This window comes from Leptothrix ochracea, assembly GCF_041083635.1.
Classification (GTDB): Bacteria; Pseudomonadota; Gammaproteobacteria; order Burkholderiales; family Burkholderiaceae_C; genus Sphaerotilus; species Sphaerotilus ochraceus.
Window position 1 is genome coordinate 1 of record NZ_JBFPHB010000035.1, and the last position, 14,571, is coordinate 14,571.

General features: G+C 58.9%; 12 protein-coding genes and 2 tRNA genes. All 14 read right to left on the reverse strand.

Translation table 11 applies throughout. The features are described from left to right. Window positions 1-50: 50 nt before the first annotated feature. Window positions 51-126: transfer RNA gene (locus AB3X39_RS11740), tRNA-Glu, on the reverse strand. Window positions 127-161: 35 nt separating this feature from the next. After that, window positions 162-237, reverse strand: a tRNA-Ala gene (locus AB3X39_RS11745). 49 nt (window positions 238-286) lie between these two features. Then, complete coding sequence (gene gltX, locus AB3X39_RS11750; RefSeq protein ID WP_369417573.1) at window positions 287-1,681, reverse strand: glutamate--tRNA ligase; 1,395 nt, start codon at window positions 1,679-1,681, stop codon at window positions 287-289. 7 nt (window positions 1,682-1,688) lie between these two features. Next, a complete protein-coding gene (locus AB3X39_RS11755; RefSeq protein WP_369417574.1) occupies window positions 1,689-2,930 on the reverse strand; it encodes an O-succinylhomoserine sulfhydrylase in 1,242 nt (413 codons plus the stop codon). A gap of 21 nt (window positions 2,931-2,951) precedes the next feature. Next, a complete protein-coding gene (gene purF, locus AB3X39_RS11760) occupies window positions 2,952-4,472 on the reverse strand; it encodes an amidophosphoribosyltransferase (RefSeq protein WP_369417575.1) in 1,521 nt (506 codons plus the stop codon). A gap of 61 nt (window positions 4,473-4,533) precedes the next feature. After that, window positions 4,534-5,034, reverse strand: a complete 501-nt coding sequence (locus tag AB3X39_RS11765) for a CvpA family protein (RefSeq protein ID WP_369417576.1) — start codon at window positions 5,032-5,034, stop codon at window positions 4,534-4,536. Between the two features lie 26 nt (window positions 5,035-5,060). After that, window positions 5,061-5,828 (reverse strand): SPOR domain-containing protein, encoded by a 768-nt coding sequence (locus AB3X39_RS11770; RefSeq protein ID WP_369417577.1) that lies wholly within the window; start codon window positions 5,826-5,828, stop codon window positions 5,061-5,063. Between the two features lie 25 nt (window positions 5,829-5,853). After that, window positions 5,854-7,206 (reverse strand): bifunctional tetrahydrofolate synthase/dihydrofolate synthase, encoded by a 1,353-nt coding sequence (gene folC, locus AB3X39_RS11775; protein WP_369417578.1) that lies wholly within the window; start codon window positions 7,204-7,206, stop codon window positions 5,854-5,856. A gap of 21 nt (window positions 7,207-7,227) precedes the next feature. Further along, window positions 7,228-8,100 (reverse strand): acetyl-CoA carboxylase, carboxyltransferase subunit beta, encoded by an 873-nt coding sequence (gene accD / locus AB3X39_RS11780; RefSeq protein ID WP_369417579.1) that lies wholly within the window; start codon window positions 8,098-8,100, stop codon window positions 7,228-7,230. Further along, window positions 8,097-8,912: a tryptophan synthase subunit alpha gene (gene trpA, locus AB3X39_RS11785; protein WP_369417580.1), complete on the reverse strand. Its 816-nt coding sequence runs from the start codon at window positions 8,910-8,912 to the stop codon at window positions 8,097-8,099. The genes accD and trpA overlap by 4 nt, the downstream gene beginning before the upstream one ends. After that, window positions 8,912-10,165: a tryptophan synthase subunit beta gene (gene trpB / locus AB3X39_RS11790; protein ID WP_369417581.1), complete on the reverse strand. Its 1,254-nt coding sequence runs from the start codon at window positions 10,163-10,165 to the stop codon at window positions 8,912-8,914. Before trpB ends, trpA begins: the two co-directional genes overlap by 1 nt. Window positions 10,166-10,169: 4 nt before the next feature. Then, window positions 10,170-10,856 (reverse strand): phosphoribosylanthranilate isomerase, encoded by a 687-nt coding sequence (locus AB3X39_RS11795; protein ID WP_369417582.1) that lies wholly within the window; start codon window positions 10,854-10,856, stop codon window positions 10,170-10,172. Next, a complete protein-coding gene (gene truA, locus AB3X39_RS11800) occupies window positions 10,841-11,647 on the reverse strand; it encodes a tRNA pseudouridine(38-40) synthase TruA (protein WP_369417583.1) in 807 nt (268 codons plus the stop codon). Before truA ends, AB3X39_RS11795 begins: the two co-directional genes overlap by 16 nt. A gap of 94 nt (window positions 11,648-11,741) precedes the next feature. Then, the gene (locus tag AB3X39_RS11805; protein ID WP_473964900.1) at window positions 11,742-14,555 is read right to left on the reverse strand and encodes a FimV/HubP family polar landmark protein; all 2,814 of its coding nucleotides are present in this window, start codon (window positions 14,553-14,555) and stop codon (window positions 11,742-11,744) included. Window positions 14,556-14,571 lie beyond the last annotated feature (16 nt).

Genomic DNA, 14,571 nt, shown 5'->3' on the forward strand with positions numbered 1-14,571 from the left:
CCCCGGCGTGACAGGCCGGTATTCTAACCAACTGAACTACCACTCCGCAGTGGCGACCCCTAGGGGATTCGAACCCCTGTACCGACCGTGAAAGGGTCGTGTCCTAGGCCTCTAGACGAAGGGGTCTAAACCTTCATGACTTGAACTTCAAAACGCTTTGATGGTGGAGGTAAGCGGGATCGAACCGCTGACCTCTTGCATGCCATGCAAGCGCTCTCCCAGCTGAGCTATACCCCCTCTTGGAAGCGTCTCGTTGTTCAAGCGAGAACGAAATTATGGCAAAGCTTCAAATGCTTTGCAAGCGTTTTTCAACAATTTTTTGATCAAAAAGAGCCAACACCGCATCCACCGACGGGGTCTGCGCCCGACCACAGACCAAAACACGCAGCGGAATAGCCAGTTGCGGCATTTTCAGCTTGGATTCGCCGATCACCGCCTTGATGGCTGCATTGATCGAGGCGGCATCCCACACCGTCAACGCAGCAAGCCGTTCACGCAGTGCCACCAAGGCCGGGCGCGACACCTCATTCAGATGCTGCGCCAGATCCGCCTCGCTGGGCTGCACATCGCTGAAGTAGATCGAAAGCCACTCGGCCAGCTCGACCGTGGTGCTGCAACGGTCTTTGAACAGCGCGCACATCGCAGCCAAACGCTCATCAACCGTCACCGTCAAACCACGACGCTCCAACTGCTCCGCCACCAAACCAGCCAACACAGCGTTGTCACAGCTCTTCATGTGCTGGGCATTCACCCAGCGCAGCTTGGCTTCGTCAAACTGACCAGCGCTGCGACCGAGGTGATCTAGGTTGAACCACGCCACCAGCTGCTCGCGACTAAAGATCTCGTCGTCGCCGTGGCTCCAGCCCAAGCGCGCGAGGTAGTTCACCACCGCATCGGCCAGATAGCCTTCTTCGCGGTACTGCGTCACCGGCTTGGCGCCGTAGCGCTTGCTCATCTTTTCGCCCTGCTCGTTCAGCACGGTGGGCAGGTGGGCGTAAACCGGGGGCTCCACGCCCAGGGCGCGGAAGATGTGGATCTGGCGCGGCGTGTTGTTGACGTGGTCATCGCCCCGGATCACGTGCGTGATCGCCATGTCGATGTCATCGACCACGACGCAGAAGTTGTAGGTCGGCGTGCCATCGGGTCGAGCGATCACCAAGTCATCAAGCTCGTCGTTGCTGATCTCAATGCGGCCCTTGACCTTGTCGCCCCAGATCACGGAGCCGCCTTGCGGCGTCTTGAAGCGCAGCACCGGCTGCACGCCTTCGGGCACGGACGGCAAGACCTTGCCTTCTTCCGGCCGCCAAGTGCCGTCATAGCGGGGCTTTTCCTTGGCGGCCATTTGGCGTTCGCGCAGCGCATCGAGCTCAGTGGTGCTCATGTAGCAGGGATAAACCGCCCCGCGCTGCTGCAACTGCGCCAGCACCTCTTTGTAGCGCGCCATGCGCTGCATCTGATAGAACGGGCCTTCGTCGTGATCAAGACCGAGCCACTTCATGCCCTCGATGATCACATCCACCGCCGCCTGCGACGAACGCTCAACATCGGTATCTTCGATGCGCAGCACAAAGGTGCCGCCCTGCGAGCGCGCCCAAGCCCACGGATAAAGTGCCGAGCGGATGTTGCCGAGATGGATAAAACCGGTCGGCGATGGGGCAAAACGAGTACGTACTTGGGTCATGACAGATTCAAATCAGGGCGAGGCCGCGAGCGAGGTCAGCCTTCAGGTCTTCAATGTGTTCCAAACCGACAGCAACGCGAATCATGCCCTGCGTGATCCCGGCGGCCAGGCGCTGGTCTTCGCTCAACCGACCGTGCGAAGTACTCGACGGGTGAGTGATGGTGGTTTTGGTATCACCCAGATTGGAGGTGATCGAGCAAATGCGGGTCGCATCGATCACCGCAAAAGCGTGGGTGCGACCCGCTTCAGGACGGTCACCGCGCACGATGAAGCTCACCACCGCGCCGCCGAGACCGCTTTGCTGCGCCATGGCCAGCGCGTGCTGTGGATGTGACGCCAAACCGGGGTAATAGGTGCGCGCCACTTGGGGTTGGGCCTCCAACCACGCAGCCAATTCAAGCGCCGTGCGACTCTGGGCCTGCATGCGAATCGCCAACGTCTCCAGCCCCTTCAGCACAACCCATGCATTGAAGGGCGACAGGCTCATCCCGGCCGAGCGCATCACGGGCATGAACTTGGTATCGATCAGGGCTTGGGTGGTGCACAAAGCACCGGCCAACACGCGGCCCTGCCCGTCCAGATACTTGGTGCCCGAATGGATGATCACATCCGCGCCCAACTTGGCGGGCTGCTGCAAGGCTGGCGAGCAAAAGCAGTTGTCCACCGCCAGCAAAGCGCCGGCAGCATGCGCCACATCGGCCAAAGCACGGATATCGCAGACCTCGGTGAGCGGATTGCTCGGCGTTTCGGCAAAAAACAGCTTGGTGTTGGGCTGGATAGCGGCCTGCCAAGCACCGACATCGGTCTGCGAGACAAACGTGGTCTGCACACCAAACTTGCCAAATTCACCCTGCAAAAGGCGGATGGTCGAACCAAAGACGCTTTGCGAGCACACCACATGGTCGCCCGCCTTGAGCAGCCCCATCACCAGCAACATGATGGCGGCCATGCCGCTGCTGGTGGCGATGCAGGCTTCGGTGGCTTCGAGGGCTGCCAACCGACGCTCCATCATCATGGTGGTCGGATTGGTGAATCGGCTGTAGACGAAGGCCTCTTCTTCGTTGGCAAAGCGTGCTGCGGCCGTGGCCGCATTCGGATGCACGAAGCTGCTGGTCAGGAACAGCGCTTCGGAGTTCTCACCCCAGGGGGTGGCTGGCAGACCTTCACGCACAGCAAGGGTTTCGCTGCGCACATCTTCCGGCAACAGCACCCGGGGCAAGCGCCCGGGCTCTTGGGTCGAACGACTCATGGAATGTCCTTCTTCTTGTGCTCAATCCACCGCGTTTTGCAACGCCAAGCGGGAATGCTGTGCGGCGTCCTCTTCTTGAGGCTGCGCAGCACGCTGGGTCCGCATGGCCGTGAAATCTTCGACCGTCACATCACCCGTGATGTAGTGACCGTCAAAACACGAGGCCTCAAAACCGGCCAGATCGGGCCGCAGCGCTGCCACGGCCCGCTTCATGGCGTCCACATCTTGATAAATCAAGGCATCGCAACCGATGTACTCACGGATTTCTTCCAAAGTACGGCCATGCGCGATCAGCTCCGCCTTGGTCGGCATGTCGATGCCGTAGACATTGGGAAAGCGCACCGGCGGTGCAGCCGAAGCCATGTAGACCTTGTTGGCCCCAGCCTCGCGCGCCATCTGCACGATCTCACGGCTGGTGGTACCACGCACGATGGAGTCATCCACCAGCAGCACGTTGCGGCCCTTGAACTCCATGCCGATGGCATTGAGCTTCTGGCGCACACTCTTTTTACGCACGCTTTGCCCCGGCATGATGAAGGTGCGGCCCACATAGCGGTTCTTGACGAAACCTTCGCGGTACGGCTTGCCCAAACGATGGGCCAACTGCATGGCCGAAGGCCGGCTCGACTCTGGGATCGGAATCACAACATCGATCTCACTGGGCGGCAAGGTATTGATGACGCGCTGCGCCAGCGTTTCACCCATGTTGAGGCGCGCGTGATAGACCGAAATACCATCGATGACTGAATCGGGCCGCGCCAAGTAGACAAACTCAAACACGCACGGATTCAAGCTCGGCGCCTCAGCACATTGCTGGCTGTGCAAAGTGCCGTTCATGTCGATGAAGACGGCCTCACCCGGAGCCACATCGCGCAACATCTGATGGCCCGTGCCTTCAAGGGCGACCGACTCACTGGCCAGCATCCACTCTTGTGCGCCGTCAGCCGAAGGCATCGAACCCAGACACAGCGGACGAATGCCAAAAGGATCGCGGAAAGCCAGCAAGCCGTAACCAGCGATCAGCGCAATCACAGCGTATGAGCCCTTGATGCGCCGATGCACTTCACGCACAGCCTTGAAAATCTCATCCACGCCCAACGTGGCCCCATGAGCGGCTTGCTGCAACTCATGGGCCAACACATTGATCAGCACCTCGGTGTCGCTCTCGGTGTTCAGATGCCGCCGATCCACCTCACCCAGCTCTTTCTTGAGCGCATGGGCGTTGGTCAGGTTGCCGTTGTGCACCAGCACCAACCCAAACGGAGCATTGACGTAGAACGGCTGCGCCTCTTCCTCGCTGTAGGCGTTGCCCGCCGTAGGGTAGCGAGCTTGGCCCAAGCCGACGCTGCCCGGCAAGGAGCGCATGTTGCGAGTGCGGAACACATCCCGCACCATGCCACGCGCTTTGTGCATGAAAAACTTGGTGCCTACAGCCGTCACGATCCCGGCAGCGTCTTGCCCCCGGTGTTGCAACAACAGCAAAGCGTCATAGATCAACTGATTGACGGGCGATTTGGAAATCACCCCAACGATGCCACACATCGATACTCCCTCGGTGGGTGGTTGCAGCCTACCGATGAGGCAGCAACCGATTCAAAAGAACTCAAGAAACCCGATCGACCCGCCGACCACCGGCTTGGGCTGACTTGGTATGAAGCGGATCACTGGGCAACAGGGGCGACAAAAAATGCCCGAGCTGCTGGGCCCAACGGACACCCACGGATGCCCGCCAAAGGTCTTGGCGACTCATGGGCGTCATGGCCAGCAAGGTCACCAAGGCCAGCACAATCGCCACACCCCGTGTCAGACCGAACATCGCCCCCAACCAGTGATCGATGCCGCCCAGCGGCGAGGCATGGATCACTTGGCGAACCAAACTCGTCAACAAGCGAACGATGAACAGCACAGCGACAAAAACCACCGCAAAACCAACCGCAGCGCTGATGGCCGGATCGTGGATTGGCAACGGCAATTTGCTACCGGCGACCGCCCCAGCCTGACGGGCCACAAACCAAGCGGCCACCCAAGCCAGCATGGACAGCAGCTCAAACACCAAGCCTCGGAAAATGCCCACGGCCATCGACAAGGCCAACACGGCAAGCATAATCCCGTCGAGCCACCCCATGGAGATCACTGCACCATGATCGCGGGCTGCAAGCCACTGGCACGCATGCGCGCCATCACCGCGTTGGCCTCTTCACGCGAAGAGTAGGGCCCCACCCGAACGCGGATGCGACGCCCTGACGCGGTGGTCAGCTCTTGCTCATGGGCCTTGAGTCCCAATTGATCCACCCGCTGACGCATGTCACGTGCGGCGCTGGCTTGTTCGAATGCCCCCAACTGCACAAAGAAACGGGTGGTCACTTCCGACTTGGCGACCGCTTTTCTCTCATCATGGCCCTCCAACAGGGCTTGGGCCCGTGCGGCTTCGGTCTTGGTCGGATGCGACACAACCGGTGGCGGTGATGCGGGCACCTTCAGTGGACTCGCAAGCGCCGGCGGACGGGCCACAGCAACAACCGACTTGGAGGCGGCGCTGCCCAAAGGCTGAGAGGCTGCGCTCTTCGTCGTCGTCACCGACGCGGTCACACTGCTTTGAGGTGCCTCCGAAGCGCTGGCAGAAGGGCTGACAGAAGCGACCACGGAGGCAGAAGCCACGCCCCCAGCGCCACCCACCATTTCGATCTTGACGCCGGAGCCCGCCGACAGCGGTCGAGGGGGACTATCAAAAACACGCGGCAGAACCAACACCGCCCCAGCCACCAAGACCACGGCACCGATCAGCCGATGGCGGGCACGCACACGCAGATGCTCAAGCTGAACAACATCGGCGGCCCCGGAGGACAGCACGCTTCCAGTCGGCTTGTTCTTGCGCTGCAAAAAAGAAAGGAATCCCATGGGTCAGATCGGTGGCGGGCAGAACTCAGTGCGTGCCCGTCAAAGACAGGGCCTCTCCGACAGGGGCGACGTGCGCGCCTCTCAAACTCGGAAGCCCTGCTTCCAACACACCACCCACAGTGTAGAAAGAGCCAAAGACGACGATTCTATCAGTGGGGTCGGCCTCAGCCAGCGCCGCTTGGAGCGCTTCTCGCGCAGAAGCATGGCGATAGACACGCTGGGTGTTGCCATCTGTGACGCCAGACTCGGGTGGACGAATCACCTCAGCGAGTTGCTGCGCCGAAGCGGCCCTGGCCGTCGGCAAATCACAACAATGCCAAACATCGATCAACGCCAACAAAGGGCTGACCAAATGCTCCAAATCTTTGTCCGCCATAGCACCAAACACCGCCAAGGTCCGAGGGAAGAATCCCATTTGGTCCAAGTTTTGTGCCAAGGCAGCGGCAGCGTGCGGGTTGTGCGCCACATCCAGCACCAACGTCGGTTGACCGGGAATGATCTGGAAGCGGCCGGGTAAATTCACCATCGCCAAGCCATTGCGAATCGCTTGGGCAGTGACGGGCAGTCGATCACGCAAAGCCGCCAAGGCCGCCAACACGCCCGAAGCATTGATCAATTGGTTGGCGCCGCGCAAAGCGGGATACGCCAGCGCGCTATGGCTGCGACCTCGTCCACGCCAGCTCCACTGCTGTCGATCACCGGCATAGTTGAAATCCCGCCCAAACAACCAAGCATCGGCACCGATGGTCTGGGCATGGGCCACCACACTGGCTGGCGGCATCGGATCCGAGATGATCACGGGCCGATCCGCACGCATGATGCCGGCCTTTTCACGCCCAATGCTTTCACGGTCTGAACCGAGCCATGCGCTGTGGTCAATGTCAATGCAGGTGATCACCGCACAATCGGCGTCGATCGCATTGACCGCATCAAGCCGCCCACCCAAGCCGACCTCCAAGACCACCGCATCCAAAGCTTGGGCTGCGAGGCAGTGCAGGATCGCCAAGGTGGTGAACTCAAAGTAAGTCAGTTCGACCGCATCGCCTCCAGCTTGGCGCGCGCGCTCCACAGCGTCAAAGTGCGGCAGCAACTGTTCCGCGCGAACAATCTCACCGTTTAGACGCAAGCGCTCTTCAAAATCAACCAAATGGGGTGAGGTGTAGACCCCCACCCGATAGCCTGCTTGCAGCAAGATGGCTTCAAGCATGGCGCAGGTCGAGCCCTTGCCGTTGGTCCCCGCCACCGTGAAGACGGGCACGTCAAAACGCAGCCCCAACCGATCCCGTAAACGAACCACCCGTGTCAGGGTGAGATCAATCTCTCGGGGATGCAAACGCTCGCAATGCGCGAGCCACTCGGCCAAAGTCGAAGGATGCATGAAACTGCTTTGCTACCCAACTCAAGCGACAGCATCCGCACTCTGGCGTTGCAGCATGGCCAAGGATCGGGCCACTGTGGCACGCAGTTCACGCCGGTCCACGATCATGTCGATGGCACCCTTTTCAAGCAAAAACTCAGCACGCTGGAAGCCCTCGGGCAGCTTTTCCCGCACGGTGTTTTCGATCACACGCGGACCAGCAAAGCCGATCAAGGCCTTGGGCTCAGCGATCACGACGTCACCCACAAAGGCAAAGCTGGCCGAAACCCCACCCATGGTCGGGTCCGCCAAGACGCTGATATAGGGCAACTTTGCTTTGGCCAAACGCGTCAAAGCAGCGTTGGTCTTGGCCATTTGCATCAAGGAGAGCAAGCCTTCTTGCATGCGTGCGCCCCCCGTGGACGTGAAGCAGATGAACGGCACTTTTTGCTCAATGGCGGTTTCGACGCCACGCACAAAACGTTCACCCACCACCGACCCCATGGAGCCGCCCATGAATTCGAACTCGAAAGCCGCCACCACCAAGGGGATACTCATCACCGAGCCGCCCATGACGATCAGCGCATCGGTTTCACCCGTGGCTTCGAGGGCATCCTTGAGCCGATCCGGGTACTTGCGACTGTCCTTGAACTTCAAGGCGTCGATCGGCAGCACCTCTTGGCCGATCTCATAACGGCCTTCACCATCAAGAAAGGTATTCAGCCGAGCCCGGGCACCAATGCGGTGGTGGTGGCTGCACTTCGGACAGACTTGGACGTTCTGCTCAAGATCGGTTTTGTAGAGCACCGTCTCGCACGACGGGCACTTGATCCACAGGCCCTCAGGCACCGAGCGCCGATCACTTGGATTGGTGCGCTGGATTTTTGGGGGCAGAAGCTTGTCGAGCCAACTCATGCAGTTTCTCCTTGGAGCGTATCCAAAGCCACACGGATCTCGCGGAGGAAACCGGCAACCACCGGCACCACCCGCTCGCGCGGCTCGTTTTCAATCAGCTGGATGATACGGGAACCGATCACCACCGCATCGGAGGATTTCGCCACCGCCACCGCCGTAGCGGCATCGCGAATGCCAAAACCCACCCCCACCGGCACGCTGACATGGCTGCGAATGCGGGGCACCATGCGCGCCACGGCATCGGTATCGAGATGCCCGGCACCCGTCACGCCCTTGAGCGAGACGTAGTAGACGTAGCCGGTGGCGATGCGACCGACGTCAGCCATGCGGGCATCGGTCGAGGTCGGCGCGAGCAGAAAAATGGCATCCATGTCGGCAGCCCGCAGCCGTGCGGCAAAGACCTCGCACTCCTGCGGCGGGTAATCAACGATCAAGACACCATCGACACCCGCCGCCTTGGCGTCATCGACGAAGCGGTCCGGGCCGTAGCACTCGACCGGGTTGGCGTAACCCATCAACACCACCGGCGTGGTGGCATCCTTCTCGCGGAAAACACGCACCATCGCCAACACATCGGTGGTCGAGATGTTTTTGAGCAGCGCACGCTCACTGGCGCGCTGGATCACCGGGCCATCGGCCATCGGATCAGAAAAAGGCACACCGAGTTCGATCACATCGGCGCCAGCAGCAGCCATGCCGTGCATCAGCTCCACCGTGATGTCGGCGTACGGATCCCCCGCCGTCACATACGGAATCAACGCCTTGCGGCCTTGCTCGGCCAAACGCGTAAAGGTGGCTTGAATGCGACTCATCAGAAGGCTCCCTTGACACTCAGGCCCCGACACGACGGCCGGCAATAAAACTCGGCACCCGACAAATCAGCCACCGTGCCGATGTCTTTGTCGCCCCGACCGGACAGATTCACCAAGATGTGCTGATCCGGACGCATGGTTTTGGCCAACTTCATCGCGTACGCCACCGCGTGGCTCGACTCCAGCGCCGGGATGATGCCCTCGGTGCGGCACAGGTAGTGGAAGGCTTCGAGCGCTTCTTTGTCACTGATACCGACATATTCGGCCCGGCCGATGTCTTTCAGATAAGCGTGCTCGGGGCCAACACCAGGGTAGTCGAGACCGGCCGAGATCGAATGCGTTTCGGTGATCTGGCCGTTGACGTCTTGCAAGATGTAGGTACGGTTGCCGTGCAGCACCCCCGGCTTGCCGAGCTGCAACGAGGCCGAATGCTTGTTCGTACCCATGCCCTCACCCGCCGCCTCGACACCGATCAACCGAGTGCCCTCCAAGGGAATGTAGGGATAAAAGATGCCCATCGCGTTTGAGCCACCGCCCACACAGGCAATCACCGCATCGGGCTGACGGTCGGGCGCGCCGATCATCTCGGGCATCTGCGTCAAGCATTCTTGGCCGATGATGGCTTGGAAGTCGCGCACCATCGCCGGGTACGGATGCGGACCGGCCACGGTGCCAATGATGTAGAAAGTGTTCTCAACGTTGGTGACCCAGTCGCGCATCGCTTCGTTCAGCGCATCCTTCAAGGTCTTGCTGCCCGACTCAACTGGCACCACCTTGGCACCGAGCAGATGCATGCGGTAGACGTTCGGGCTCTGGCGCTTGACATCTTCGGCGCCCATATAGACCACGCATTCCAAGCCATAGCGCGCGCAGATGGTCGCGGTGGCCACGCCGTGCTGGCCCGCACCGGTCTCGGCGATCACGCGCGGTTTGCCCATGCGCTTGGCCAGTAGCGCTTGACCAATCACGTTGTTGATCTTGTGCGCACCTGTGTGATTCAGGTCTTCGCGCTTCAGATAAATCTGCGCACCACCCATTTCACGGCTCATGCGGTCCGCGTGATAGATCGGGCTCGGGCGACCCACAAAGTACTTCAACTCGCGGCGATATTCAGCCAGAAACGCTGGATCGTCGCGGTAACGGTCGTAGTTGGCGCGCAATTCGTCAAGCGCGTGGCTGAGGGTTTCGGCAACGAAGCTGCCGCCGTAAACGCCGAAATGCCCACGGGCATCGGGCTGGTCGTAATGAAACATGGTCTCAACCTTGTGAATCTTGGGAAGCTTGTGCCGTCTGCTGAACCTGCTGAAGCTCATCGGCTTCACGCACAGCAGCGCAGAAACGGCGGATCAACGCGGGGTCCTTGATGCCCTTGGCGACCTCAACGCCGGAACTGACGTCCACGGCCCAAGGGCGAACATGCCTCACGCCATCGATCACATTGGCAGGATTCAACCCACCAGACAAAACGACCGGACGGGCCACGCCGGAAGGAATCAGCGACCAATCAAAAACCTTTCCGCCACCCCCATACCCATCGACATGGGCATCGAGCAGCACCGCCTGCGCTGTAGAAAATTTGCGCGCGAAGTCTAACAAATCAAAATCAGCGGCCATCCGAGCGGCTCGAACATAGGGCCGCTGATAACACTCGCAAGCCGCTGGGGTTTCATCGCCATGAAACTGCAAAAGTAGCGTTGGCAAGCGTTCGCAGGCCTCTTCAATCAAGGCGGGATGGGCATTGACAAACAGGCCCACGGGGGTCACAAAAGGCGGCAAATGCCGCACCAACTCAACGGCCCGATCCAATGACACATGACGCGGGCTTTTGTCATAAAAAACAAATCCCAAAGCATCGGCGCCACTTTGGACAGCGACCTCCAAATCAGCTTCTCGGGTGATGCCGCAAATTTTAATCCGCGTTCTTTGAATCATGCCAAAGCCCATAAATCTTGAAATTCAGAGCCGGTTTCTGGCAAACCCCAAGAAGGCTCATATCGGGGCCCGATGAAATAAAGGCCGTCCGGGGAGAAGGTCGGTGCCGCAAGTTTTCTATCCTGAGCAAGGAGAATATCCTGCATCCAATGCGTCGGCTTGACGCCTGATCCAACCATCAAAAGTGAGCCCATGATATTTCGGACCATGTGATGCAAGAAAGCAGATGCTTCAAAATCAAAAAAAAGATAGTTTCCTTTTTTTGAAATATTAATTTCTCGCAATATTTTGATGGGCGATTTTGCTTGGCATTGAGAAGAGCGAAAGGCTGAAAAATCATGCTCACCCAAAAGCATCGCCGCTGATTCACGCATGCAATCCACGTTGATGGGTTTGAACGTCCAGCCGACCAGCCCATTTTCTATCGAAGGCCTCGTTGGTGATTCGAACAGAATATATCGATACCGCCGACCAATGGCTGCATTACGGGCATCAAATCTGGCATCAACCTCACGAGCCCAACGAACTGCAATATCTGAAGGCAGAAATGCATTCAGCCCCCTTACCCAAGAAAACATATCTCGGCGAACTGGGGCATCAAAATGCACGACTTGATTCAAGGCATGAACTCCAGCATCGGTACGCCCGGCACAGGCGGTTCGACAGGTGTGCTCCGTAAACTTCTCGATGGCATTTTCGAGGCTTCCTTGCACCGTCATCAGCCCATCTTTCTGGACCTGCCAACCTCGGTATAACGAACCCCGATAAGAAATACCTAGAGCAATTCTGCTGGATGGCGTCACAAGTGAGCTAAGAAAAAAACCAATTTGCGAAAGACATTTCGTGTCTTCGCAAATTGGCCAGTAGAAAAAAAGATCTGACTTAACGCACGAGCGTTCAACCCAAAGAGTCGAGCATTCTCTTCGCTTTAGCCTTCAAACTCGGATTGGCCTTTTCAACCACTTCGAGCAACATATCTCGTGCACCTTCGATATCGCCAATTTGACGGAATTCATCGGCCAACTCAATCTTACGTACCCACGGATCCGACTCTGCATCCTCAGAAGCACCTTGTGCAGGGGTCGCACTCGGAGGCAAGTCAAAATCAAGTGAGACGGCACCAAAATCAAGGCTGTGCGAATCGTCATGCAGCGAAACCGGCCCAACACTCGGCATCTTCGGCAGATCGAAGTCATCCGCATTGAAATCAATGCTGCTGCCAGAACCCACATGCGAAGGCGACTCAGCAGCCTTTCGCACACCTACGCCACCCGAAGGTGTGGCCGCAGGAGCGCTTCTCGGCGACATGAAATCGTCCCCAATTTCACTGGGCACTGAAATATCAAGGTCAATCGACACATCATCCTGCGCAGAAGGCATACCGCGTGAAGACATCGACGCTTGGTTGCTTTGCTGGAAGCGTGAAGCCGACGGCACCACAGATTGCGGCATGGTCGTTGCCCCCAAGGGCTCACCAGCACCCATGCTTGCGCCCCCTTGTGGATGACCGCCTGGTTCATAGAGCGGATTCTCAGGATCAATCGAACGACCCAATTCCTGAGCTTTCACCCACTCTTCGCCATGCCCATCGGTCAAACCGTAGAGTTCACCCGCCATGGATTCAAAACCCTTGACATCCCGACGTTTGGCGTAAACCTCCAGCAATTTGGAACGAATTGCCAAGCGATCTGGCGATGAACGCAGAGCCTCTTTCAGGATTTCTTCGGCTTGTAAGTCACGCCCGTAAGCCAAGTAAACATCGGCCTCAGCAACAGGATCCACATCACCGATCGCGTCAATCTGACTGAGCGAGTAACTCATTGATGAGGGTGCGGCCGAAGCATCACGCGTATCAACCCGCTGACCACCACTTGCACCAAAGAAAGAATCCGGCTGCAACCGACTTTCTAAGAAAGAAGAAACACCGGCTTCGTCCTTACCCTTGCCTCGCAAACGGTAGTATCCCAACCCGGCTAACAGCGCCAAAACCAGACCGGCACCAGGCAAGACATACGGGTTATCGGACAAGCTATCCAACAAAGAGGGCTCAGCCGCTGCTGGAGCTGACGCCGCAGGGATGGCCTGATGCGGAATATTTCCGCTGTTGCTGGCAGAGCCACTCACACCAGAGGCGACCGGCTTCACGGGCACGACCGTTTCCGGGGCACTTCCTGCGGATGCACCGGAAGAGGCAACCAAGGCCACGGTGGAAGCCTTTTCGGCAGTCACCGACGCCGCAGCCGACGCCACGGTAGCAGCTCCGAGGGCAGAAGAAGCCGTCTTCATCGGTGGCAAGACCGAACTACCACGCGCAGAAGCCGCCTTGGCCTCGACCGAAGACGCCACGGATGCAACACCGGGAACATTCGACGAAGAAGCCGCTTGCAACTTCTTCAGGTCCTCAAGGTTACGCTGCAACTCACCCTTACGATCAGCTGCATCACGTTGAGCACGATCCGCCGCAATTTTGTCTTCACGGGTGAGGGGCGCTGCAACGCCACCCTTGGCTGCGGGAGACTTTTTATCAATCGTCAAACGATCCTTCGTCGGTGCAGCAGCCTGATGCCGATCTTGGACCTCTGTTTGAACCTTCCCCGTCGATGTTGCTTGGCGTGACACATCAGCATCTACAGGCGCGGGCACGGCAGCAGCCAACCGTTGTCGATAGGCATTGAAATCGGCGCTTTGCACATGGATCAACTGCCGCGCTTGGGCCGGATCAATCGCAGCCACTTGCGCTTGGTCAGGGATCGAGATCAGAACGCCCGACTTAAGGCGGTTCATATTGCTCGCCACAAAGGCCGGCGCGTTACCCCGAAACAATCCAACCAACATCTGCTCTAACGAAACGCCAGACAACATGTTGCGTTGAGCAATGGCCGTCAACGAATCGCCACGCTTGACGCGGTACTCCGTCGGAGCGGTTGCGCCCTCCTTAGGAGCACCTGATTTCTTCGGCGCAACCTCCTCCACGGGTGGCGTCACAGGCGGCGAAACCACAGGGGGTTGCTGCAACGCTGGCGGAGCCACTTCAGGTGCAGGGGCAGGCGCAGGCGCACTGTTGACGACCGGCGGCGCATCCGGGGCCGACGCTGGAACCTGCAACTCAGGAGCGCGATCAACGATGTCCGGAGCGGAAGCAGCGGCGGCGGCAACAGGACTATCGGAAGCCGAGGCAGCCGCAGAGGCCACCTGCAACGGCACGGCCAATGAGGCATCCACAGGCAGGGTCGGTTGCAAATTAGCAACAGGCGGCGCGGCCGTGGTCTGCGCTGCGGTGACCGGGGGATCAAACAACAACGTGTATTCCCGCATCAACCGACCTGTGGTCCAAGACATCTCAAGGATCACATCGACCGCAGGTTCTTGAACCACGCGATCACTGACGATTTGCAAGTAATTAGACCCATCTGCCCGCTTCTGTAGCGACACGCTCGTCGCCGTCAACACAGGGTTGTAATCAATCCCTGCAACGCGATAGGCATCAGAAGGGGCGACCCTGACTCGCAGATTGTTGGCCTCATCAAGCGTGATGCTGGTGACATCCACTTCTGCGCGCAACGATTCCCCCAAGGAGGACTGAACCACCAATCGGCCAAGTCCCAAGGACCAAGCTGGCTGAGCAGCCGTACAGAGTAAGGCCGTAATCGCTGCAGCTGCAGCAAGTTCGTTCAGAGCCGAACGCGCAATTTGCTTCGGGTTAGTTTTCAAAGCGTCTCCCGCACAC